This is a genomic window from Pseudoalteromonas sp. SR45-6, assembly GCF_014163545.1.
In the GTDB taxonomy this organism is placed as follows: Bacteria; Pseudomonadota; Gammaproteobacteria; order Enterobacterales; family Alteromonadaceae; genus Pseudoalteromonas; species Pseudoalteromonas rhizosphaerae.
In genome coordinates this window covers 90,286-115,341 of record NZ_JACJDM010000006.1, presented here as the reverse complement: position 1 = coordinate 115,341, position 25,056 = coordinate 90,286, and the positions used below count along the sequence as shown (strand labels likewise).

Here is a 25,056-nt window from a genome sequence, read left to right as displayed (position 1 = left end):
CAATGAAACTAAACAAGACAGTCACTCTAATTGAACAAACGCAGCCGTTACAATAAAATTACTTTTTAGGTTAAGAATTTATCTTTTACTACAGGGTTACTTTTACTTCATCCATTAAATAAGTCATTAGCATTCTTAAACCTAAATTACATGCATAAAATGACATCAGTTTTTAACTTTTTACTGAGTAATTCAAGCGCTATGCCAGTAGTTTTTTACAATTACTGATATTTGCACGCCGCTTCCGATTTAAGTTTTCACCGTAACGTTATTGTGAAGACAGCCTGCCTACTGCGCCGTGAAATACGCGCGTAAATTACGTGGTGAGTTCTAACCAGTTTTCTGGAGAAATATTGACTCTTTCTAGTAAAGGTAAGTGTGTACTTTTAATATACCCTCGCTTGCTTTACCATATACAACGTCCTGTTAGCTCAACGAATTCAAGCTACGATTTAAGCTCAAACGGTAACCCTTTTGGCATGATTTGACGTGGTATACCTGCAAAGCGAAGTAGTTGTTTTGGTTGCTTACCATCTTTGGCGCATGTTAAACGTTTTTTAACACTAATATGGCCTGACTCTTCAGGTGTTTTTACCATCTTAGCTCTAATCGGATTTAAATAAACATATGCCATGCAGGCTGCTAATGCTGCTTCATCAAGTAGTGCTTGTGACCTAAATCCCCCCTCCCCCTCTGCGGTGCCCGTAGGATTGACCGGTAAAGTGGTCTTCGCCACATAAAAATGCACGCCGTACGCAACGTGAAATACAGTGATAATATTTTGTATCAACCAAACTTACTTGACGCTTTCTTGCGATTTCAATAAGACACCCTGCTCATTTTTTGCACTTAATAAAACTTAGTACTTCGTTTCACAAAATACAAAATTAAACTGGATGTCTTTGTTATTTTTTCCTTGTTATTTTTAAACACGGATAACGGTTTACACTCGCTTTAAACAAAAATAGTCACTTCAGAGCAATCCAAAAAGCCTATTTTATAACAGTATTAATAAGGAGGACTTTAATTATGCGGCTACCCAGCATCGGTCTTCAGGCAGCTGAAGTCGGCATTTTTAAGCTTTTCTTTCTCAATAAATACCATAAGCTTATCCCCATCATGCCAACACCAGCCAAGCCCATCGTGAGATGCCAGAGTGAGCAGCGGAAGCCATTCATCACCAGGGGTCGGGTCATAAGCAAGCGAACAAAATGACGGATAGCCCAGCATGTAGTTCTCGCGATGGCCTATTAGATAAGGCAGTTCATACAAAAGATTAGTATCGAAAGGCCAGTCACTGCGTAACTCTTCATGTTTGGGGATTTCCAGCCCGGTTTCCAAACGGATTAACTTTGCCTCCTGCGGTACAGCTGCTTGCTCAAACATAACTAAATCATTAATATCCGGATAATAGTAAGCGATCACATATCCTTCAGCACCCCAGAAAATTTCACCGTCGTGATCATAAGCATAGAAGAGTGATAGCAAACCGGATTTGGGCAGCGGCTCAGGACAATCGAGGATTTCAGAAAAATTAATCTGGCCTAAAAACCGGTATTCGCCAACGTTATGTTCTGGCCAGACAAAGTCCTTTGCAACCAGAGGATTACCGCCAAACCGACTCCCAGAGTCACTGGCGACACCATCTAAAAACAAAATATCAACGCTGGATTTACTGATCGAATCCAAATAAGCCTTATGAGGGGAAAAATCTTCATCAGTGCTAATAAAGTCTTCCAAAATTTTAGGGTTCAAACAACTCTCCTTTTATAACGCAAACACAACCGGCGTTCATTCCGTGTCTATGTATATGTTCAACGGGTTATTAACTTAACCCACTATCCAAACCCTTGAAGGGCTTTTGTTTATCTAACGAGCCTGTAGAATTATTCGCTTTTATTTTATTTTGATTAATGCTTCAACCATAGCCTAGTTCCTATTTTGATTCAATCGACAACTGACTTTCACATAAAATGCTAAATTTATATTTCAGATGCTTAACCCTCTCACACTTAGAGTAAGAGGATTATCATCTTTAAAAATTAATTGTGATGCCAATAGATGGTAAAGGCATATCAGGGAACTGGTAGTCTTTTTCAAACTCGCTGTAGTCTTGATTGTATTCTAGCTCCTGTACTGCGCGTGAAGCATACGTTTATATTCAATTACAGGGTTCACCCTCAGCCGCACCACAAAACCTGTTGTTGTACCTTTACTCTAAAAAAGAAATGTGGCAAAGTGCGCACTTCTCGGGGGAGTAGCCTGCTTGATGCCTTTTAACTTAAAGCGCAGCAAGTAAACTTATCAACATAATTGCACCTCATGTGCATGGTAAGTTTGTAATGTAGCAAGCATTATCGGCAAGACCTGGGTAAACACTATCCTCATGGCGGGAGATAGGCGTTTACCTTGGTTTAATGTTCCCGCCTTATAGAAGTAAAATGGATACATTTATCACATCAACCGTCACCGTTGCTTTAGCTGAAATAGGCGATAAAACGCAACTTTTATCCCTGTTGTTAGCTGCCCGCTTTGCCAATAAACCTGCACTTATTTTAGGTATTTTAGTCGCTACTATTATCAATCATGGTTTGTCTGCATGGTTGGGCGATTATTTATCGCAAAGCTTTACCTCTTCGTACCTGCCTTGGATTGTGAACGGCTGTTTTATTGTCGTTGGCTTATGGCTACTGATCCCAGATAAAGATGAAGAAGTAAGCAATAAATACGATCAATACGGGGCTTTTTTAGTTGCCTTGGTGCTGTTTTTCATTGCCGAAATTGGCGATAAAACCCAAATAGCAACAGTATTGCTTGGCGCTCAGTATCAATCAGTGTTGTGGGTAACCATAGGAACCACTGTAGGTATGTTACTTGCCAATGTGCCGGTTATTTATGCTGGCAATGCCTTGCTAAAACGTATTCCAATGGCAAAAGTAAGAATGCTTGCTGCAATAGTGTTTGTTGCTTTGGGTTGTTACGGCCTAGTTACTAGCTAACTTTATCTGCACGTTACAGCACCGGCGAATATAGTTTTGCTGGTGCTTGGCGTACACTAAATGTTTGCGTTGTGAGGATCAGGGAACAACATACTAATAAAACACTAACTGCACCCATGATACCAAACCATTGCAATAATGAACGCTGCTTACGCTTTACTCTCAGCCAATTCATATACAATCCAGCCATACATATACAGGTCATTAAACAACCAAACACAGCCCAAATTAACTTCGTACCTAGCCCTGCAAAGTTGCCAAAATGCAAAGGATCGGCGGTATCTTTAATGCGCGCGACAATAGGTAAATCTGCGGCTTTTTGAATTGCCAGTACATCTGCTGAAGCTGGATCTAAATACACTTTATTAGCTCGTAAACGTACTAAAATGTCATCATTATCGCCCAGTACCAAAACCGGTTTATTTGCTTTACTTGGGTATTGTATAGCGCGAATATGTAAACTTGGAAACGCTGATTGCGCCGCGTTTACCATGGCACTTATCGCTGGCGGATGCGCGACATCAGTTTGTAGATCCGTAACCTCTGCGGGGGGGGTTATATAATGGTCAATTTTGGCTGTTTGTAAGGTGTGTTCAACTAAGTACCACACGCCAGTAATAGCCATGACCACAATAAACCAGTAACTCCAAAGCCCCAGTAATTTATGCCAATCAGCCCAGCTGCTACGATTGGTTGTTTTTAATTGCCGTGGCTTTTTTAAAAAATGTCGCCACCACTGGCGATAAACAATCGGACTAGTAACCACTAAAATAACCAAGAGAATGGCTAAACTCGTGACGATCAACTTACCTGTCCAACCCATCGATAGATTCATGTGCCAGTTACGTAAAAAGCGCGATACTCTCCCCCACTGACCTTCGCCAAGCCATTGCCCCGTCGCACCATCAACATACACAAACAAAAACTGTTGCTGCCACTTAAGCGACACTTCGGTTGCTAAGTAAGGTTGTTGATGGCGCAATATGCTAATGATTTGGCTGCCAGGATAACGCTGGGCAAGTGTATTCTCAATTGCAGCAAAGTCAGTATTAGGGGAATGCGAGAGGGCACGAAATTTACTATCACTAAGATATTCAATTTCGTGGCTCAAGGTTGCCAACGTGCCAGATAAACACGTTATCAATAACAAGCTGCCAACCAAGAGCCCTGCCCAAGCATGTAAGTTAAACCACTGCTTTGCTTTCATAGTACGAAATTGTCAGTTTAGAATGTGTACTTAGCCGACAAATAGACGCGGCGTGGTTCCCCCGGGAAATGCCCAGCACGAGTTATAAAGCCACTTGATGCATACTCTTTATCAAACACGTTTTTAACTGAGAGCTGCCAAACCCATTGTTGATATTCAGTCTTCCAAGCCATGTTATAAACGGTATACGGCTGTACTTTATCACCGTCTAAACTGACTTGTTCATCAACATAATCAAGACCTGCCGCGATTGATGAGTGCAACTGCGGTAACTCATAACGCGTCCACAACCCTGCGGTATTTTGTGGCGCATTGGCAAATTTATCGCTGCCTTTTGCTTGCGCGGAAAATTTTTCACTTTGCTCAACAATACGCGTGTCGTTGTATGCGTAACTTGCTGTGATCACTAAACGTTCGGTGACATCGCCAACAATCTCAAGTTCAAAGCCTCGGCTGTCAACTTCGCCTAACGCTTCCATTTGATCAACGCCGGTGTCTGATAACTCAGTGCTGGCTTGTAAAATATTGTTACGGATAATGCGGTACGTTGCCATATTCACAGCCAACGAGTCATCAAGTAACTTAGTACGTAAACCAAGTTCACGAATATTGCTGTGCTCTGGTTTAAATGGCCCGCCTACATCTTGATTTTGATTACTGGCCGATTGTGGCATAAAGCCTGTGCCATACAGCGCATAAGGGAAAAAGGTATCGTTTAAGTTATAACTTGTGCCAATACGATACGTCACATCGCTGTCTGAAAACTCGGTGTTATTAAGGACATCGGTGTCTTCAAAACGATCGTACCGTAAGCCAACCGTAACATTCCATTTATCGGTAACATCAACTTGGTCTTGTGCATACAGGCCAATACGTGTTGACTCAGTACTTGATAAACGCGGTGTTACGTTTGCCAAATCATAATCATCTTTTGAAGTCAATCCATACACAGGATTTAATATTGAGATCCCTGGCACTGGGCCGCCTTTGCTGGCTTGTACAGCTGTTCTATATGCAGATTCAAACTCATGCTTATACCAATCTACACCCACCAGCATCACATGTTGCATAGCGGCAAGCTCAGTGTCAGCAATTAAATTGGCAGTAAAACTAAGCCCGGTATTTTCGCGTTGTTGATCACGAAATTCGCGCTCGCTCCAATCCAGTACTCCATCGCCATCTGTGTCACTTAGTCCACGCGGCTCATGATAGTTTTGATTGGCATCGTTACTAAAATAACGCGCAGTGATATCACTGCGAAATACCTCATTAAATTGGTGCTGAAAACTTGCTTGAAACACGTCAGCAATAACGGTTTGATAATCCGTTGCTTCATTATGATTCCAGCTTATGTCGGCAATAAAGTTACCGTTTTTATCCACTGGCACGCCACGTAATCTAGCGCCGCCTAAATCTTGATCAACATGGGTATATTGCAATACCAGATTAGTGTCGTTATTAAAATCAAAACGATAGCCTAAATCAATAATAGTATTATCTTCGCTGGTATTTTCACGAAATGGTTTATCTGAATCTTTATAAACACCAACACGGTAGGCTTGGGTCTGTGCGTCATTGGCACTGCCCGTTGATTCGACTGCGGCACTAAAAAAATCATCATTACCCAGTTCAACTGCAACGGTTGTTTTACTATCATAGCTGGGCTTTTTGGTCATATAATTAATGATCCCGCCAGGGTTACCACTGCCGTACACAGCGCCACTAGGGCCTTTTAAAACAGCCACTTGCTCAATATTAAACAACTGTGGTACCGCAAAACCACTAAATGGGTCACCTTTTACACCATCGTATAAAATTTCATCTTGGCGAAAACCACGAAACGTAACACCTGAGTAACTAAAGCCATTAACACCCGCAATATTGCTGTACAGATCAGTTACTTGACGTGCAGCCTGATCGCTGATTAACGCTTGCGGAATAACCTGGATTGACTGTGGAATTTTCTCTAGCGGCGTATCGGTACGAGTACCAAACGTTGATTCTGTTGGGCGATACAGTGAAAACGCTCGTCCAACGACTGAAATGGTTTCTATGTCGTTTTTTACAACAGTAGACTCATCAGTTGCAGATCCTGCTGCTGTTGTTTGCGCAGCAACGACAACAGGCGTCATGGTAATAGAACTTAGGGCTAATGCTATTAAAGAAGGTTTCATTGATATTTATACAGCAATCAAAATAATTTACGGCATAATAATAAAAACCACTATCATTTACAATGCTGAAGTGAAATTATTCTCTTCTTGTTGCCAAGCTTATTTAACAATCTTTAAAATCTCTTTAAATACAGGTGTCGCTGCCACTTCGGTCCATTGAAAAATCACACTTTCAGCGCAGCTGATCACAGCACCTGCTTGTCTTAGCTGAGCTATAGCTAAATCGCGGTGCAGATCATTACGCGAACTAACCGCATCCATGACTAAAAACACCTGATAACCTTGCGCCAGTAAATCTAAACAAGTTTGTAATACGCATACATGCGCTTCCATACCAACTACAATAATTTGCGGGCGTTTATAGCTAGCAATAAGCTCTAAAAAACCGTCCTCTTTACACGCGCTAAAGTGGGTTTTATCAAAGAACTCAGCTTGCCCAATCTGAGCTTTTAATTGCTGATCAGTTTCGCCAAGCCCTTGTTTATATTGTTCAGTGACTAAAATAGGAATATGCAACAATTGTGCAGCTTTTACTAATTGCACTGTGACCTGTTTTACTTGTTCATAACGAGGCATCGCAGGACTTAATTTGTCTTGAATATCGACAACTAACAGCAGACTTTGCATGGTGTGAGCATTAAATGAATGAGGCAATGTGAACATCCGTGATCTAAACATAACTAACAGCATAAGTGATTTGTTATACAAATGTATATCTTATATAGCTAATTCTTTAATTCAACTGTAAATTGTTATGCTATATTTACTAACGGCTAACAACCACTTTATCTCAGGGGAGCAGTACCTTAAGTGCGATTGAGAAACTTTTTTTTCATCTTATTTAGTATTTTATGCACTTGGTTTAGTGTTAATTCCAGTGCTCAAAGCTATGCTCAGCAATTGCAACGCTTATCCACGGATGAAGGGTTATCACAAGGCCACGTAACTAGCACACTGCAAGATAAACTGGGATTTATTTGGATCGGTACATTACAGGGTTTAAACCGGTTTGATGGCTATGAGGTAAAAATATTCTCTGGTGAATACTCACTGGATCAACTCTCAATTATTGTATTGTTCGAAACACACAACGGCGATATTTTTGTATCAACTGAGTATTCTGGTGCGTTTCTTATAGATCCTGTGACACTCAAAGTTAGTAAAATTTATTCAGGTAAGTTAAACGCTGAAGATAAACACTTTTCTCCTATTTTTGCCATCGCCGAACATCAGCAGCTGTTTTATTACGCCATTAATCAACATGTGTATGCCTTTGATCCACAAAAAAATACCTATACCCATGAGTTTTCAATCAGTAAAGATGATAATTCTGTCCGCGCAATTACTGTTCATAATGACTTTTTGTATATTGCCACCACTGATGGGTTGTACTCTAAATCATTAATTGATGAACATATAACTAAAATACCTTTAGTTGCCAAGGATAAGCTCAATCCAGATAATAACAATATCAAATTTTTATCCATCGACTCGCAGCTTGGTTTACTGGTTGGCACAGTCGAAGGATTTTATTCTATTGTTTTTAATAACAATGAGTTATTAGACTTCAATAACGTAAAAACGCTACTCGCGGAACATAATATTTGGGATTATGTTAATACCCCTTATGGTGAATTTATAGTCACTGAGGATGGCCTTTATCAATACCATCGCCATACTGATCACAATGAGTTTCTTTTACGTTTTGATCAAAGTAAATTTCACATGACCGACAACACTATTTTAGATGTGATGGTTGATAAAACAGGGCTTATGTGGCTTGCCTCGCGCTCGCAAGGCGTTTTTACTTGGTCCACTTTAGCAAGGCGTTTTGGCAATATTCAAATCACCAGTAATGATAAATTGCACAGCAATGTGATCCTTGCTGTTTACCAAGACGATAACGCCGTGTGGCTGGGCACCGATAATGGCCTAGCCAAAATGCGCCTAGATGAGACTACCGAAAAAACTTACTTAGCCAGCGATGACAGCAAAGCGTTTTATGGCCAATTTGCTGTGTATGGTATTGCCTCGGCGCACTTAAATGAGCCAGACCGTTATTTGTGGTTACTGCTCTATGATGGTCTTGCTTTATTTGATAAAAAAACCGAACAAAAAATAGCTCTACCAATGCAAGGCAATACACAAGCCATTCTCGACAGCGGCCCAGGCTATGGATATCATCAAATCACGACTGATACCTTTGCATTTTTTAGCGAGAATGATTATTTCCTGTATGATGGAAACAGTGGTCAGACTAACGTAATTAAAGGTCTCAAAGGGCAGTTAGATCCCGTCAATGTGCACGCTTTTTTAAAACCATTGCCCAATAAACCCGATGACTACTTGATCAGCGTATCTGGCGCGTTATATCGTTATAATGAGTCCAGCCAAAAACTCACCTTGATCTACGAAGTCGAAAATTATAACCCAATAAATTATGTCACTATCGATGATTGGGTGATCGATTATAACAATACCCTTTGGCTTGCCTCTTCCCAAGAAGGACTAATTGGTCTTGACGCCAACAGTTACGAAGTAAAACACCGTATAAACCTCAGTAATGGCATTAAAACGAAAACAATTGTCGCCTTGCAAATCGACCAATTTGGCTTTTTATGGATCAGCAGTAAAAATGGCCTCTATCGACTCGACTTAAGTTCAATGCAATTAAATGCATATACTGTTAAAGATGGCTTAACTGTGAATGAATTTAATATTGACTCACATACTCAGCTAAACGATGGCCGCTTAGCTTTTGGCAGTACCCGTGGCGTGCTAACACTTGCCCCGCAAGACTTTTTATCTGTCCCTAATGATCGTGACAGCACAGTGACTGAAATCACCGATATATCGTTACTCTCCCGTACACTTAATTATCATCCATTGCAATACGCCAACCAACGTTTACAACTAACTGATGAAGACATGGGTTTAGAAGTTAGTTTTTCCAACTTTGATTTTCAAAATGTAGATAGAACACGCTATAAGGTGTCATTAACCGGCCCCAATAAATTAAGTTATGACAAGCTAAACAATAATAAAGTTTTTTTTACTAAGCTTCCTGCTGGTGATTATCAACTAACAATCGCAGCATATAACTTAAATGACTCAGGCCTCGGTGATGAAAAAACACTTAACTTTACTGTTGCCTATGCTCCGTGGCGCTCGCCACTTGCAATAAGCCTTTATTTATTACTTACGTTTTTAGTGCTATTTGTTATTTTTTGGCAATACCGCTCCCGTCAGCGCATTATTAAGCATACTCATGATGAAATACTGCAATCACAACAACAAACAGAGCTTGCTTTAAACAGTAGTAAAAGCGGTGTATGGGAAGTTGATATTGCCGCACATTGGATAAAGCAGCAGCGCTTAAAACATGAGCTAGGCTATAAAACTTTGCCACAAAAGTTCAATTTTGACGATTTTTGCGCATTAATACACCCAGATGATAAACGTAAAGTTCTTCATGATTGGCATTTATTCATCACTCAAAAAAATGCTCAACAATGGCAGGTCACGTATCGGCTTCAACATGCTAATGGAAACTGGCTTTGGTATCACGATATCGGTAAAGTGATTGAAACGAACGAGCAAGGCTATCCTACAAGATTAGCTGGAATCTATACCAATATAACCGAACAACGTGCTACAGCACAGCAAGCTGCGGTATTAGGCGAAGCCTTTAGCCAAATAAACGATTGGCTACTTATTTTAGACAGTCAACTGACTCCGTTTTCTGTTAATAATAGCTTTGCAGAAGCCTTTTCTATTCAAACAATCCCAGCAAAGCTTGAACTAAAACGGTTTTTAGCAGCACTGGGGAAAAAACAATATGTCGATTTCATCAATATTCTAAAATCATTGCAGCCAAAGCAGAACTGGCGTGGTGACGCTTATATAAAAACTAAGATAAATCCGTCGCACCCTATTCATATTAGTATTACCGCAGTGGCAAAAGACAGTAATGTAGTGAGTTATTATGTGGTGGTTATTTCTGATTTAACCGAGCAAAAACGCGCTGAAAATGAACTACGCTATCTGGCAAACTATGATCCATTAACTAAGCTACCAAATCGGTCACTAATGTATCAAAAGATATCGCATGCGATAAAAGATGCCGATACACATGCCAGTCTAGTTGCTTTACTGTTTATAGATTTAGATAAATTCAAACCGGTGAATGACTCATTTGGTCATGCGGTTGGCGATCAGCTGTTATGTGATATTACCTATCGAATGAATATTATGCTTGATAAAAATGCCATTGTTGGGCGTCAAAGCGGTGACGAGTTTTTATTATTAATTAAAAACTTAGACTCGCCACAAAGTTTGAGTAACTTAGTGCGTAGCCTCACTGAAGAACTTGCAAAACGGGTGGTGATCAACGATTTTGCAATTAATATCTCGGCAAGCGTCGGTGTGGCACTCTACCCATTTGATGCCGACACCACCGATGAGCTTATTCGTAATGCCGACATCGCAATGATGCATGCTAAGCAATCGGGCCGCAACGGCTTTAAGTTTTTCACTGAACAAATGAATAACCAAATCACCCAAAAACTACTGCTCGAAAATGCCTTAAAAGATGCCTACAAAGACGATTTATTTTTTAATAATTACCAGCCAATTGTTAATAATAAAAGCAAAAAAATCAAAGGTGTAGAGCTATTAATGCGCTGGCAACACCAAGCAGAATTGATATCCCCGGCAGTGTTTATTCCTATTGCAGAAGAAACTGGTTTAATCGATGTACTCACCGAGCAGGCGCTGACCCGTGCACTTGAAGATCTCGCACCATTATTTAAAGCTAACCCACGGTTTTACTTATCGTTAAATCTATCACCTGTGCATATTTTAAAATCTAATTTAACCGAACGCTTATTACTTATTTTAAATCAGCATCATATAAAACCTGTTCAGTTACGTTTAGAGATCACCGAAAACACCTTGCTTGATGACAAAAACAAAGCAGCTAAGCAGCTGCAAGCGCTCAGAAACGCAGGTTTTAAATTATTACTGGATGATTTTGGTACCGGGTATTCGTCTTTAACGTATTTAAGTCAATTTCCAATTGATGTGATTAAAATTGATCAAAGCTTTGTGCGTAATATCGGCCAAGATAGTAATAATGAATCAATCATCAAAACAATCCACACCTTAGCTGAAAACCTAGATCTATATTGTATTGCAGAAGGCGTAGAAACAATTGAGCAAATACGCTTTTTAAACAGTATCGGCTGTGATGACCTTCAAGGCTATTACTTTGCAAAACCAACAACTGCAGAGATTCTCATTAGCGATGCGTATATCCAAGCACTGCTAGAGAAATTGCAAACTACCTAGCTCAATGTATCAGCCCACTTTTTAAGGCATTGAAAAAGTTGGCCGCGATCCACGGGTTTGGCTATAAAATCGTCCATACCCACTTCTAAACAACGTTTTTGGTCGTCTTCAAAAGCATTTGCGGTAATGGCAATAATAATCACAGGACCAAATTGAGCACTGTTGTTACGGATTTCAGCTGTGCACTGATAACCATCCATAATAGGCATTTGGCAATCCATTAAAATAATATCGGCCATATTGTGTTGTAAACACGCCAGTGCTTTTTCACCATCGTTAGCAACTTCTAAGGTGCAATGGGTGTCACTGAGCATTTTTGCAATAACGATTTGATTGATTTGATTATCTTCTACCAGTAATACTTTCAACCCAGTTAAGTCAGGAATGCTTTGCTGTATGTCTACTTCATGAGTAAGTTGCACTACTTCAATAGGAATTGTGATAGTAAAGCAACTGCCTTTACCAATCTCGCTGTGTAATACCAGCTTGCCTCCCATTAACTGAACTATTCGCTTACAAATAGTTAAGCCTAATCCTGTGCCACCATATTGCCGCGTGGTTGAAATATCAGCTTGAGTAAACTCACGAAACAACGATGATTGCTGTTGCCCAGAAATACCAATGCCAGTGTCAGTTACAGCCACAGATAAATGATTATCAGCATAATCAATGTTCATCGTTATACTACCAGTTTTCGTAAATTTCCCTGCATTACTCAACAAGTTATTGACAATTTGGCTTAACCTTAGTGAATCTAACTGCACCACATCGGGTACTGACGGGGCAATATTTAATATAAATTCAACGCCTGGCTGTACGCCAGTATTTGTAAACACCTGTGCTAATTGAGTAAGCAGTTTTCGTACATTAACTATATGAATGTCTAGTTTGACCGCCCCCGCCTCAATTTTCGAAAAGTCTAAAATATCGTTTAAAATCAATAATAGATTTTTAGCGCTTTGCTGGATCATTTGCAATTGTTCGCGGTATTCCAACTTCACGTCATCAGCATTAAGTAAAATATCAGTCAGCCCCATAATACCGTTAAGCGGGGTGCGAATTTCATGACTCATATTCGCTAAAAATTGTGATTTAGCTTTGCTGGCCTGATTTGCAGTTGCCACAGCTTTAACTAATTCATCTGTTTTTTCATTTACTTGATACTCTAGCTCTACATTAAACTGTTTTAAATGCAGATTAAGTGCTGCATTTTCAGTGTTTACTTGTTCTAGATCTTTAAAGTTGCTGGTCAATTTAAATGCTAAAGTAGCAAATTGCTGCTGTAAGCTCAGCACCTCCAGCCACGCATTATTTTGAGTCTGTAAATCACTGATTTCAGTTTTAGGATCAAAGGCATCGATTTGTTCAGTAAGCTCATCTATTGGCCTCACTAACCATCGACTCAACTGGGTGATAAAGATACTGATCAAAATAATCACCACAAGAGTTAGTAATAGTGATTGCCCCCACGCACTTGCCGCCACAAGATTAGCGTATTTCCGTTTTAATAAGCTTGCTACATACCAATCTTGTTGCTGTGATAAATATATTTTTACGTAATATTGTTCGCCATCAATGTCGGTGGTCATAATGGCTTGTTGATCACCTTGTAACTGGGTAAATTTATCTTCAGTGAGCTGAGTCAATACCGAATAATGATTAGGTAAGGTGCTAAACACCACGTGTTTTTTGGCATCAAGAATTATCAGTTCACCATCATTATCAAATATGGTTGGCCTAAATTGCAAAAAGGAGCCCAACACTAACGAACCTTCAACCACTCCCTGAAAACGCCCGTTAATATGCACTGGTGCAGAAACACCCACAATGGGTTCATTACCAAATCCTCGGCCCCTAAAAACATTAGAAATATACCCTGTTGGCGAGTCTTTACCGATCGTAAAGTAATCGCGATCGGCAACCGATAAATTGCTGCCTTTTAAGCTTTCTTGCAAACTAAGTGGATTAAATACCTGAGCTATTGCGTTTTCATCCGTAACCATTGATGTAAGAAAGTTAGGGTATAGTGCCATTAACTGACTCAATGCTAACTGTTTATCGACCCCCTGCTCGATGGCTTTTGCAGTTAATACGATGCCACGGCGATAGCCATTTAAATACAGGTCAATTTTTTCAGCAATGTCTTCGGATTTTTCAGCAAGCTGCGCCTTCACTTCATATTCGATACGCGCATAATGATTGTTGGTAAGTACAATGGTGGTTAATAACACCACTAAAATAATGAGGATGCTTACAATGTAATTAAGAATTTTATACAGCGAATTTGGTCGTTTTTGCCACACTTGCTGAATAAAGAAGAAACTGAGTAAATCAATAACGCATAAAACAATGGCTGCATTTAAAAAATACTTAACCAAGGCGGTAATGACCGCCAGTAATGGCAACTCAATGATAAAATAGCCAATGAGTCCCAGCAGCGGAATACCAATTAACAACCAATAAATTATACCGCGAATAAACAGCAGCCGTGCAGTTTTAAAGCTAAAGTGATACAGCCAAAGCACTTCGCCAACAAACACAATTGATGGCCAACAATGCCCCCAACGATAAAAAATAAAAGCCGCACTGATAGTACAAGCAACTAACGCGTAGCGTAAGCCAAATAGCAACAAACAAATTAAAACAAACAGCTGACCAAATAAAAATTCAGAGCTGTCGAGAAACCAAAATGGCAGTAAATTAACAAAACCGGCCAACACGCCTAAAAGTATAGAACAGCTGAATGCAAAATATCGATGCTGAAAAAACGGCAATGGATTGTTCCGTATAAAATAGGCTATATCTAAAAGTAAAATAAAAAACGCATTTTGCCAAGTTAACTAGTTGTATTTAATGCTGACAACCATGACTTTCGATTTGTAATACGCTGTTGCCAACATTAAATTGCCTTGCTAGCAATTGCTCAACTTTAAGTCGGCATGCTTCATCATGTTTTTCTATAGTGCAATGTTGTTTAAGTACCACATGCGCCCCTACAACTAACTCCTTGTCACGGCGCATAACCGTAACATTGTGCACATTTTCTACATGCTCAACTTGTCCTATGGCACTTTCAATATCGGCCACATCGGGTAGTTTTGCTTTATTTAAACGCAGACCTTTAACGCATCCAACAATCACTTTTACACCTGTAAACAAAACAAATAACGCAATCAGCATGCTCGATAAAATATCAATAATGCTCCAACCAGTTAGATAAATAAGTATACCGGCGATAAACGTAGAGACAGTTGAAATCAAATCAAAAAATGAATGTAAAAATACCGCATAAACATTAAAGCTAGCCTTTCTACCTTTATATAATACCCATGCTGCAGCACCGTGAAATAAAAATCCAGTGGCGGCAATAACCGACATTAAATAGCTATTGACGACGGGGCCTTGCCCTTCATGGTGATGTACAAAGCGCTCGCCGCCTTCGTATAAAATCACCAGGCTGATCGCCAAATATAAACAACCGTTGATCAAACCACCGGTCAACTCTGCTTTTTGATAACCATCGTTGTAGTTTTTAGCTAAATGAATCGCTAAGCTCGATGCGATCAAAGCAATAAATAAAGAACTATTATGAACAAATAAATGCCCAGCATCGGCTAATACGGCAAGAGAGTTTGCATAATAGGCACCAATAACTTGAATAACCATAAATGAGCTAGTGATTGCTAATGCAATTAATAATCTACGTCGTGATGCTTGGTGAGTTGTAATGTCGGTCATGAAAAGCGGTTTTACCTGTGCTTAAGTGTGCTAAGAGTCATCATTCTAAAAAACGTTTAAAAGAGTAATGATATACAGTATCAATTGTAGTACTTCCATAAGCCAAACGCACTAAAAACTTAATATCGAGTTAATTTATATATAAAACGGCTAATTAAAATACCATTTTCTTAAAATTGAATGTAAGCTTAATATGTTAATAAGAAGTTGGAAATCCAGTGAGACAGTATTCTGTAGACGAAATTTGGCAATCTTTACAAGCGTTGCCACTTGCAATTGTGCTGTTTGATCAACAAACAGATACGCTGCACGCCAACGCATCAAGTCAGCAGTTACTTAAATTAATGCCAGCAATAAGTCCAGTGGAAAAAGCATTTCAACACTTATCAATTAAACACACAGAAAACCACACGATTGTTGATTATCAGACCTTTTTAACTCCCCAAAATAACACCGAACACATCTATAACATTGCCACAAAACACACACTCCTGCGTGTTACAGTCACCTATAGTTTAATTGGCCCACAGTTAATAATGCTGGCGCTTGAACCGCACACATCGTTTACTGTACACGCTGATTTTGACGAAGTAATAGCAAAAATATCAACACAACTTATTGATATACAAATAGACAACCTCGATCAACAGATCGAAAGCGCTTTAAAAACCATAGGTACATTTTGTGATGCTGATCGTAGCTATTTATTCCAATTTAGTGAAAACGGCAAAGCCATGAGCAATACTCATGAATGGGTTAATACGCAGGTCAAGCCTTTTAAAGAAAAGCTGCAAGATATTCAACAAGATTTATTACCGTATTTTTTTAGTACCATGAACGAAAAGCACGTTTTTAAGGTATCTGATGTAGACTTGTTACCCCCAGCCGCTGCTGCTGAAAAAGCTGAATTTGAATCAGAGGGGATCAAGTCTGTTTTATGTATTGGGCTGCGCTCTGAAAACGCCTTATTTGGTTTTATTGGCTGTGATTGTGTAACACATATACGCCACTGGACCGACACCGACCTTATGCGGATCAAACTGGTAGGTGAAATTATTGCCAATGCACTGAAAAACGTTCTGTATAAACAACGCTTAGAGCAAGCTCAACAGCAATTACTTTTAGCCAACCAAGAACTGCAATCACAAGCAAATCTCGACAGCCTGACAAATATCGCCAATCGCCGCTGTTTTGATCAAACCTTACTCCGTGAAATTCAACGCGCAACACGCTCACATCAACCATTGAGTTTAATCATTTGTGATATCGATTATTTTAAACTGTATAACGACAATAATGGCCACCAGCAAGGCGATGAGGCACTCAAACAAGTTGCCCAAACCTTGCATCGCTTATGTAAGCGACAAGGTGATTTAGCAGCTCGCTACGGCGGAGAAGAATTTGCAATTGTGTTACCCAGCATTGATAAACCCCACTGCTTAAAATTTGCCAGATTACTGCAACAGCAAATAAGCCAACTAAATATCCTGCACCCAAATTCAAACGTAGCCGACCACCTCACCCTCAGCATCGGATGTTACAGCTGTAAACCAGATAAATACACCACCACCGATATGATGATCCTCGCCGCCGACAGCGCACTCTACGTGGCAAAAAAATCAGGCCGCAATCAAATTCAAGTCTTTGATGAAGAGCATTAGAGCCATGTACTCGTAGCTGCGAGTTTACCTCGCGACAAATCAAAGTGAACTTAATTTCAAATAAACCGCGCTGTTAACAATCCATCCATGGAGCTTGGTTACATAAGTCATTGCCTAAATGGATTTAGGTACTTAGATTTTGTCGGGAACAAAAATCTGCCATGACCTCACTTCCTCAGGCTGCACTCTTTATTAAATATGTCGTTTACTTTAGGCGTCCTGCCCTTCGCCATAAAGGTCTGCTTCGCAGTTCAAAAATATTCCCGATATTTTTGTCGGTCCATCGTCACCGAAGCTGCCTGTGTTGTAGGCGCTAAGCTTGCTTGCGCACAAATATACAACACCATTTGCAATATTATCCACCGTAGACGCTAAGCTTGCTGGCGCGACAGTACTTCAAACAAACCGCGGTGTTAACAATCCATCCATAGAGCTTGGTTACATCAGTCATTGCCTAAATGGATTTAGGTACTTAGATTTTGTCGGGAACAAAAATCTGCCATGACCTCACTTCCTCAAGCTGCACTCTTTATTAGATATGTCGTTTACTTTAGGCGTCCTGCCCTTCGCCATAAAGGTCTGCTTCGCAGTTCAAAAATATTTCCGATATTTTTGTCGGTCCATCGTCACCTAAGCCGCCTGTGCGGCAGTGAACAATAGAATATCAGTAAAAAAATTTAAACGGACAGTTAGATTAAATAAGGTAACTTATCTTATAAAACATGACATATTGTAACCCACTGTTTGTATAACATATTTTTAAAGATCAAAATAAAGGCTTAAGCAAGGTATCGTGTCCGGTTCATTCAAAGCTAAATCGTTGTAATTATACTCCCCTGAACGGTTTGTTGTAGATCAAAAATTAAACATGCTTTCGTGTGCGACCTCTAATAACAAGGGGATACATCGTTTATTTGGATCTACTTAATTACAGTTGTGCTGGGCTTTCTGCGATCCCTTTGACGCTTGCCGTTAAAATAAATACGGCGCCGCTGTAGGGGTATTGTTTTAGTATCTCAGGTTCTAGGCCAGTACGGGCGGAGGTAACGGCGATGGTTGTTAGATCATCGCCAAAAAAAGTGAGGCTGGTGATCCTAGGTGCGGGAAGTCGATAAAAATGCACGATAGTGCCATTTTCACAAAAACGATAAAGGCCGTGGCCATTCCAAGACGCGACCCACAAGTGATTGTCGTTATCGACTGTCATGCCATCGGGAAAGCCCATTGTCTCGTCAAATTTTACAAATACTCGCTTATTGCTAAGCTCACCTTGCTCATTTAAATCAAATTGATAAATAGTGCGGGTGGATGATTCTGTTGAATATAAAATACGGCCGTTTTTACTTATTGCAGGGCCATTACTGATCACATAATTGCTATCAACAATGGTTGGCGTTTGTTGCTGACCAAAGCGATACAACGCCCCAGTATTGTGTTGTTCATGTTTATCCATCGTACCAAAAAACACATGCCCGTTGCGGTCGGTTTTGGCATCATTTAAACGATTATTTACTGCAAGAGTAGCCAGTGGATACAGCTCACTAGGTTGGAATGTGTTGTTATCAAGGTAATAAATGCCGCGCTCAAAACCTGCGATTAAACGCTGTTCGGTGGTTTCCATTATCCAACAAATAGCCTGCTCCATCGGGTAACGGCACACTGTTTGTTGCTGGCAATCAAAACGGTAAAGTAGTTTGTCTAAAATATCGACCCAAAATAAACACTTTAGCGATGCGCTGTAATATGGCCCTTCGCCAAGTAAACATTGGCAAGGAATGATCATTTTAATCGAGTTAATCGCCATTATTTACCTTAAAACAGCATGTGAGTTTATTGCGCTATTTTAACGTTGAAAGAAAATCAGTGCCAGCCCTGAAAAAGTCGCCACAATAATAATTAAAATACGCGTGGCTTGTTCATTAATTGTATTATTTAACAAGTATGAAAGCCCCCAACCAATTAAAATGGCGGGTAAGCATTCAATAAATAGCAGTAAGTCATTAGAGTCAGCAGTGCCCGTAAGCAGCAGCGCAGTGATCCCAAATAAATTAATAAACACGAAGAAAATACTTAAGTTAGCTTTGATTTTATCTTTATTTTGCGCTTGATAAAGTAGTCCCATCGGAGCGCCGCCTGCGGATGTGGTAGTACCAATAAAACCGGATGCTAGTGATGCCAGTACATTAGAGATAAAGGTAAGCTTAGGCGACCAACCTGTAAGTGATAACGCAACTGCAATTAGTAAACAACAACCGAGTAAAATACGATATTGATGGGGATCAACATGCAACATTACCGCTGCAGCAATTAACACTCCTACGGCGCCACCAAAAATTGAATAGCCGGTTTGCTTTAGATCTATTGCGCCACGGTGCTTTATGGCAAGAATTGAGGTGAGTAATAAAGCATTTAAAATCATTGGCCCTGGCACTAACTCTGGCATAAGCCAGTATAAAATAGGTGCGCACAATAAGCCAAGACCAAACCCAATCACGCATTGCAAGCATGCGCCTATTATTAATATAAAATAAACTAATACGATATCGGGCAACGCGTTTCTACCTTATTTAACTAGGTTTGACTAATTTACAGACAAGAATATCCTAATATTATAATATCATTGGCGTTAGGTAAATTTTTTATTGAATTTTAAGTCCAACCAGCATCAACAACAAGTGATTGTGCGGTCATCATTTTACTGTCGTCTGCGGCTAAAAATAATGCGGCATTGACAATATCATCGGCCTGTAATGTTTCATTTATACATTGATTATGTCTAACATCTTCAATCATATCTGGAGTTAACCAATGCGTTATTTGGCGCTCGGTCATCACCCAGCCAGGTACTAAGGTGTTAATACGAATATTATCTTTACCATAAGTCGCAGCTAATGAACGGGTTAGTCCTTCGATCCCAGCTTTTGCCGTGGTGTAAGCTGGCATGCCCGTTTGCTTAATACGCCAGCTCACTGAGCCCATATTGATAATGCTACCACCACCAATTCGCTGCATTTGCGGGGCTACGGCTTGCGCCGAAAAAAAGCATGGCCGTAAATTAACGGCTAACTTATCATCCCAGTATTCAACACTCATGGTATCGGCAACGTGGCGAGTATCGTCAGCCGCATTATTGATCAATACGCTGATCTCACCTTGTGTTTTGCCCGTTGTTTCAATAGCGGCTTTTAATTGTTCAATGTCACGAAGATCACAGTAAATATACTGCGGATCAAAGCGATACTGGCCAGCTAACTGGCTACACAATTGCTCACCTTGCTGTTTGGCAATATCAATAAAAGTTACTTTTGCATGCTGCTGACAAAAGCGCTTTACCATGACTTCACCGATCCCCGTTGCACCGCCGGTAATAAAAACACTTTTACCAGCGAGACTTGGATAACTTGTTGTGTGTGATGTTGAGACTGGCATGATTTCCTTAAGTATTAAGATAATTCATTAACAAAACATGGTTATTTCGATTCGTTTTGTGACTCTTTTTCAGCTATTTCTTTTTCAATAAATGACATAGCTTCGTCAATCATATACGTCATCATGTTTTTAGCGCGCTCAGGCTCACCATTTAAAATTGCTTGATACACTTTAAAGTGTTCATCCGCAATGGCTTTTTTATTACCTTTCGCGGGTGTTGTATGCTGAATACTAACGTTAAGAGCAGTACAAATAAAATCACGCAATTGAAAGAAAAAACGATTACCGCTGGCAAACAAAATTGCTGTATGAAAAGCTAAATCACTTTCATGGATTTCGCCATCGGAGGCATCAGCCGCCGCTTGCATTTTTTCAACTGCAATCGCAATCTCTGCAATTGCGCCTTTATCAGCACGTCTTGCTGCAAGTGCCGCTGCTTGTGGTTCAATAGCTAAGCGTACTTGTAAAAATTCTTTTAACACATACAAGGTCGGGCTACTATCAAGCAACCATTTTAATACGCTGGTGTCGTATAAATTCCATGTGTTTGCTGGTTCAACCCGAATGCCTTGGCGCGGGCGCGATGAAATAAGCCCTTTTGCAGCAAGCATTTTTACTGCTTCACGAATAGCAGTACGACTAATGCCATACTCTTCACATAATTTTGCTTCAGTAGGTAAACCCGTTTCAGCAGTGTAATGACCATTAATAATGGCTTTACCTAACTCATTGGTTACCTGTTGCGACAAATTTAAATTTTCAATGCGTGCCATAAACAGTTCCTTTAAAAATACTTATTCTATGATACTACTATAACCTTACCGCGTCATCAGGCAAATCTTTGACAATGCTACTGTAAATACTTTTTTCCGCTGTTTGAACTGTGTAATTGCTGAAAACATAAAAATTTAAAGCATTACTAATTTTTAACAAATCTCTTTCATTTGTCTCATTTGTATTATAATATTTTTATACACACAAATAATCCGGATTGATCTCCGGGCTTAGATGGAATTAAAGATGATCGAATTAAGTACACTCGACTGGCTAGTGTTAGCGGGATTTTTTGTCTTGTTATTAGCCGTTGTCGTCGTCTCGATGAGACAAAAAGAAGAAGATACTACAGATTATTTTTTAGCTGGGCGTAATGCGAGTTGGTTAGTTATTGGTGCGTCAATTTTTGCCTCGAATATTGGCTCAGAACACCTCGTTGGTTTATCTGGTGCAGGTGCACAATCGGGAATGGCATTAGCCCACTGGGAAATGCAATCGTGGATTATTTTATTACTTGGTTGGGTGTTTGTGCCTTTTTACTGGAGCAGTAAAGTATATACCATGCCGGAGTTTTTAGAGCGCCGCTATAATTCAAAATCACGCACTTTTTTATCGGTTATTTCCTTGATCAGTTATGTACTGACTAAAGTTGCGGTGACTGTTTATGCTGGCGGCATCGCGTTTAAAACTATTTTAGGAATTGAAAGCATTTGGGGCATTGATTTCTTCTGGATCTCAGCCATTGCTTTAGTAGTGATCACCGGTATCTATACTGTACTTGGGGGTATGAAAGCCATCATGTGGACCTCTGTTTTACAAACGCCAGTACTTATTATTGGCTCTGTGGTGATCTTAGTTGTCGGTTTGGATAAAGTCGGCGGGTGGTCTGAAGTTGAACGCATAAACGATATGAACATGCATTTAATTCGCAGTGCCTCAGATACCGAGTTTCCGTGGCCGGGGATCGTATTTGGTTCATTTATCATTGGTTTTTGGTACTGGTGTACAGACCAATATATTGTACAACGGGTACTGTCGGCGAAAGGCATTAAAGAAGCTCGTCGCGGTACTATGTTTGCAGGTTACTTAAAGCTATTACCTATTTTTATCTTTTTAGTACCGGGCATGATTGCCTATGCACTAAAAGTTAAAGGCATTATTAGTTATGACAGTGCGGACCAAGCGTTTCCCACATTGGTTGCCGAGTTACTCCCATCCGGCGTCAAAGGCATCGTAATTGGTGGTTTAGTGGCCGCATTAATGAGCTCGTTAGCGTCGTTATTTAACTCATCAGCGACGTTATTTACTATCGATTTCTATAAAAAATTCAAACCCGAATCGAGCGAAAAGCATCTGTTAAAAGTTGGGCGCTTAGCAACCGTTGCAATTGTTATTTTAGGCTTATTGTGGATCCCCATTATGAGCTTAATTGCTGATGTACTTTATGAGTACTTACAAAGCGTTCAATCGTTAATAGCCCCAGGTATTGCCGCCGTGTTCTTGCTAGGTATATGCAGTAAACGTTTTACTCCTGATGCTGGTTTTATCGGTTTAGTGTCTGGGTTTGTGTTAGGTATGATCAGATTAGTACTATTGCCTTTCAAAGATGCTATCAGCGGTACACCGCTTGCGTGGATCACCGACATGAATTGGCTTTACTACTGTATTTTACTGTTTGTAGTGGTGGTAGTGATAATGATTGTGGTGAGTTTTTTCACTAAACCCGCCAGTGAAGAGCAGCTTAAAGGCTTAACCTTCTCAAGTATCGGCAAAGATACTTTAAAAGAAGTGGCTGCCGGATTAGATAAGTGGGATTACATTCATACTGCGGGGATCATCGGTATCACTGCGTTTATTTACTACCGCTTCTGGTAAAACTTAATTAGTTGTTCCCACGTTTATAGGGGGTGTTATCACTCCCCTTTTTAATCAATGCTTCCTTTTAATATATAACTAAATAAAAAGGAAGCCGATATTCACTTTTTAATGCCCACTAGACCAGATATGACTCTGAACTAGCAGTCTTTTTATTGTTATGCCCTATTATGATTTCTTTAATGTCGCGCAATAAAATCACGAATAGTATCAACAAATACTTTTGATGCTGGCTCTCTACCCAGTAACAAATGACCATCGCTTTCTAAACCAACAAACTCAGCATTAGGAATAGCAGCAGCAAGATCACGCCCTACACTAGTAGGTATACGTTCATCGCCTAAAGAATGCAGTACCAATGTAGGCACTTTCAACTTGGCAAGCTGCTCACGCACGTCAATATCAGCAAAAACAGAAAGAAATCGCACCGCATTCTCCGGAGATGTTGTGAGACGTTGAAACTCATTAAACCATGCAAGCTCACTTTGATCTGCACTGGGCATGAATGTTGAAGAGAATATTTGTCGATAAGATGGATTATTTTGCCCCCAGCCAATTTTGGTTAGAGTGATCACCGCTTCTCTTTCTTGGATTGTATTTTCATCTGCATCGATACGCCAACCAGCGGCATACCCTCCAAACAAAATTAAATGCTTAACTCGCTCAGGATGTCTTATCGCATACTCTATCGATACGGCAGCCCCTTGCGAGATACCTAATAAAGAAAACTGCTGATGACCACTTGCCTCAACAACTGATTCGAGATCAGTCACAAAAGATTCAAAAGAGATATCTTTAACATTCCAATCAGATAACCCATTACCTCGCTCGTCATAGCGAAAAAAATGATGGCTCTGCGCTAAATCACGAAACAAAGGGCTCCAAATTGGAGAGTTCCAATCGTGTTCGAGATGACTTAGCCAATTTGCAGCTTTTATTATTGGCAAACCTTTACCAACAGATGCATAAGCAATACTTACGCCGTCCTTCGCTTTACAAAACTGTACCTTCTGTCGTGCCAATAACTCTCGCACTTCTGTTTGATTAATAGCTTTGGGAATTTCATCAGGGTTAGCATTTAAACTACTTTCTTTCGACCAATTGATCCCTGCTCGGTTAAAGCGCTTTTCGAACTCATATGAAAGCTTTTTAACTTCATTAAATTTACCTGATAACTCTAATTGAGTAATGAGCTGAGTAGCTGCATAGGGATTAAAAGGATCAATAGTTTGCCAATCTCTAGCGTATTGTAACCTTTTAGAAAACTCCACATCTGCATGGCAACTGAGTCTTTGTAACACTTTGGCACGCAGATTCTTCAGTTGCTGACGCTCACCTGTCAACCATTGCTGAAATAGCGCTTGGTTTGATAAGTCAATCCCCTCTAAAAATTGACTTTGTAATTGGGCTAAAATAGTCTCTAGCTCCTTGGCTGATAAATTAGCTTGTTTTACTTTTTCCGTAATCGTAAGTACATCAATTTCAATACCTACACTCAGTAAGTTAACGCGTTCTCTATCCGCTACTAATCGCTCACATTCCTTGTCATTCACGTAAGGTCTAATTTTACTTAACGACCATCGCAAAGCGCCTTTAATGTCATCTGGTATTTCCCAAAAAACTTCACATAAGCGATCTCTACGGTGCGGCCTTGATGTAAATGCAAGGTAAGCAAGCAGCGCACGTGTTCTTTTAGACGTTGGTAATGTTAAAGGTTCACCATCACGCAGTATTTTTAATTCCCCTAACATATTTATTGTTAAGACCATAAAACACATTCCTATAGAATTCGATTTTGACTACTGTGTTTTATAACAGCACTTATTTGCGCACAATATTTACCACTTTAT

At 39.9% G+C, this 25,056-nt stretch carries 15 protein-coding genes and 1 pseudogene; 4 read left to right on the top strand and 12 right to left on the bottom strand.

Annotated elements, in window-relative coordinates:
- Positions 1-199 precede the first annotated feature (199 nt).
- Both H5158_RS04810 and H5158_RS04805 read right to left on the bottom strand, forming a co-directional pair.
- A pseudogene (locus H5158_RS04810) lies at positions 200-824 on the bottom strand (hypothetical protein).
- A gap of 211 nt (positions 825-1,035) precedes the next feature.
- Positions 1,036-1,755 carry a YwqG family protein gene (locus tag H5158_RS04805; RefSeq protein WP_182739574.1) on the bottom strand — a complete coding sequence of 240 codons (720 nt, stop codon included), beginning with the start codon at positions 1,753-1,755 and terminating at the stop codon, positions 1,036-1,038.
- Positions 1,756-2,441: 686 nt separating this feature from the next.
- On the opposite strand from H5158_RS04805, the gene H5158_RS04800 reads away from it, so the two are divergent.
- Positions 2,442-2,999, top strand: coding sequence for a TMEM165/GDT1 family protein (locus tag H5158_RS04800; protein ID WP_145236272.1), 558 nt, complete (start codon positions 2,442-2,444; stop codon positions 2,997-2,999).
- 13 nt (positions 3,000-3,012) lie between these two features.
- Here the strand turns inward: H5158_RS04800 and H5158_RS04795 are convergent, their stop codons facing one another.
- The 3 genes from H5158_RS04795 to H5158_RS04785 form a co-directional block, all read right to left on the bottom strand.
- On the bottom strand, positions 3,013-4,206 hold the full coding sequence (locus tag H5158_RS04795) for a PepSY domain-containing protein (RefSeq protein WP_182717803.1): 1,194 nt from the start codon (positions 4,204-4,206) through the stop codon (positions 3,013-3,015).
- Positions 4,207-4,223: 17 nt separating this feature from the next.
- Entirely contained in the window at positions 4,224-6,380 is a 2,157-nt protein-coding gene (locus tag H5158_RS04790; protein WP_182739573.1) for a TonB-dependent siderophore receptor, read from the bottom strand.
- Positions 6,381-6,479: 99 nt separating this feature from the next.
- A complete protein-coding gene (locus H5158_RS04785; protein ID WP_182717801.1) occupies positions 6,480-7,043 on the bottom strand; it encodes a hydrolase in 564 nt (187 codons plus the stop codon).
- A gap of 237 nt (positions 7,044-7,280) precedes the next feature.
- Between H5158_RS04785 and H5158_RS04780 the strand changes: the two genes are divergently transcribed.
- The gene (locus H5158_RS04780; RefSeq protein WP_259399418.1) at positions 7,281-11,729 is read left to right on the top strand and encodes an EAL domain-containing protein; all 4,449 of its coding nucleotides are present in this window, start codon (positions 7,281-7,283) and stop codon (positions 11,727-11,729) included.
- Here H5158_RS04780 and H5158_RS04775 read toward each other — a convergent pair.
- Entirely contained in the window at positions 11,726-14,503 is a 2,778-nt protein-coding gene (locus H5158_RS04775) for an ATP-binding protein (RefSeq protein ID WP_182739572.1), read from the bottom strand. The two genes, H5158_RS04780 and H5158_RS04775, sit on opposite strands and share 4 nt — an antisense overlap.
- 76 nt (positions 14,504-14,579) lie before the next feature.
- Positions 14,580-15,467 carry a cation diffusion facilitator family transporter gene (locus tag H5158_RS04770; protein WP_182717799.1) on the bottom strand — a complete coding sequence of 296 codons (888 nt, stop codon included), beginning with the start codon at positions 15,465-15,467 and terminating at the stop codon, positions 14,580-14,582.
- Between the two features lie 218 nt (positions 15,468-15,685).
- On the opposite strand from H5158_RS04770, the gene H5158_RS04765 reads away from it, so the two are divergent.
- The gene (locus tag H5158_RS04765; RefSeq protein WP_182717798.1) at positions 15,686-17,128 is read left to right on the top strand and encodes a diguanylate cyclase domain-containing protein; all 1,443 of its coding nucleotides are present in this window, start codon (positions 15,686-15,688) and stop codon (positions 17,126-17,128) included.
- Positions 17,129-18,056: 928 nt separating this feature from the next.
- Here the strand turns inward: H5158_RS04765 and H5158_RS04760 are convergent.
- The 4 genes from H5158_RS04760 to H5158_RS04745 all read right to left on the bottom strand — a co-directional run bounded on the left by H5158_RS04760 (position 18,057) and on the right by H5158_RS04745 (position 21,330).
- Complete coding sequence (locus tag H5158_RS04760) at positions 18,057-18,932, bottom strand: SMP-30/gluconolactonase/LRE family protein (RefSeq protein ID WP_182730869.1); 876 nt, start codon at positions 18,930-18,932, stop codon at positions 18,057-18,059.
- A 39-nt stretch (positions 18,933-18,971) separates the two neighbouring features.
- Entirely contained in the window at positions 18,972-19,679 is a 708-nt protein-coding gene (locus tag H5158_RS04755; RefSeq protein WP_145234128.1) for a sulfite exporter TauE/SafE family protein, read from the bottom strand.
- A 98-nt stretch (positions 19,680-19,777) separates the two neighbouring features.
- Positions 19,778-20,557, bottom strand: a complete 780-nt coding sequence (locus H5158_RS04750; RefSeq protein ID WP_149980061.1) for an SDR family NAD(P)-dependent oxidoreductase — start codon at positions 20,555-20,557, stop codon at positions 19,778-19,780.
- Positions 20,558-20,598: 41 nt separating this feature from the next.
- Positions 20,599-21,330, bottom strand: a complete 732-nt coding sequence (locus H5158_RS04745) for a FadR/GntR family transcriptional regulator (RefSeq protein ID WP_145234132.1) — start codon at positions 21,328-21,330, stop codon at positions 20,599-20,601.
- Positions 21,331-21,577: 247 nt separating this feature from the next.
- On the opposite strand from H5158_RS04745, the gene H5158_RS04740 reads away from it, so the two are divergent.
- Positions 21,578-23,206: a sodium:solute symporter gene (locus H5158_RS04740; RefSeq protein ID WP_145234135.1), complete on the top strand. Its 1,629-nt coding sequence runs from the start codon at positions 21,578-21,580 to the stop codon at positions 23,204-23,206.
- A gap of 179 nt (positions 23,207-23,385) precedes the next feature.
- Here H5158_RS04740 and H5158_RS04735 read toward each other — a convergent pair whose 3' ends face one another.
- On the bottom strand, positions 23,386-24,975 hold the full coding sequence (locus H5158_RS04735) for an alpha/beta hydrolase (RefSeq protein WP_220491229.1): 1,590 nt from the start codon (positions 24,973-24,975) through the stop codon (positions 23,386-23,388).
- Positions 24,976-25,056: the final 81 nt, after the last annotated feature.

Excerpts from the sequence above, each read along its gene's own strand:
- H5158_RS04800 (WP_145236272.1), top strand. The coding sequence starts at position 2,442 with ATGGATACATTTATCACATCAACCGTCACCGTTGCTTTAGCTGAAATA.
- H5158_RS04735 (WP_220491229.1), bottom strand. The coding sequence starts at position 24,975 with ATGGTCTTAACAATAAATATGTTAGGGGAATTAAAAATACTGCGTGAT.
- H5158_RS04750 (WP_149980061.1), bottom strand. The coding sequence starts at position 20,557 with ATGCCAGTCTCAACATCACACACAACAAGTTATCCAAGTCTCGCTGGT.
- H5158_RS04795 (WP_182717803.1), bottom strand. The coding sequence starts at position 4,206 with ATGAAAGCAAAGCAGTGGTTTAACTTACATGCTTGGGCAGGGCTCTTG.
- H5158_RS04785 (WP_182717801.1), bottom strand. The coding sequence starts at position 7,043 with ATGTTCACATTGCCTCATTCATTTAATGCTCACACCATGCAAAGTCTG.
- H5158_RS04770 (WP_182717799.1), bottom strand. The coding sequence starts at position 15,467 with ATGACCGACATTACAACTCACCAAGCATCACGACGTAGATTATTAATT.
- H5158_RS04760 (WP_182730869.1), bottom strand. The coding sequence starts at position 18,932 with ATGGCGATTAACTCGATTAAAATGATCATTCCTTGCCAATGTTTACTT.
- H5158_RS04740 (WP_145234135.1), top strand. The coding sequence starts at position 21,578 with ATGATCGAATTAAGTACACTCGACTGGCTAGTGTTAGCGGGATTTTTT.
- H5158_RS04745 (WP_145234132.1), bottom strand. The coding sequence starts at position 21,330 with ATGGCACGCATTGAAAATTTAAATTTGTCGCAACAGGTAACCAATGAG.
- H5158_RS04790 (WP_182739573.1), bottom strand. The coding sequence starts at position 6,380 with ATGAAACCTTCTTTAATAGCATTAGCCCTAAGTTCTATTACCATGACG.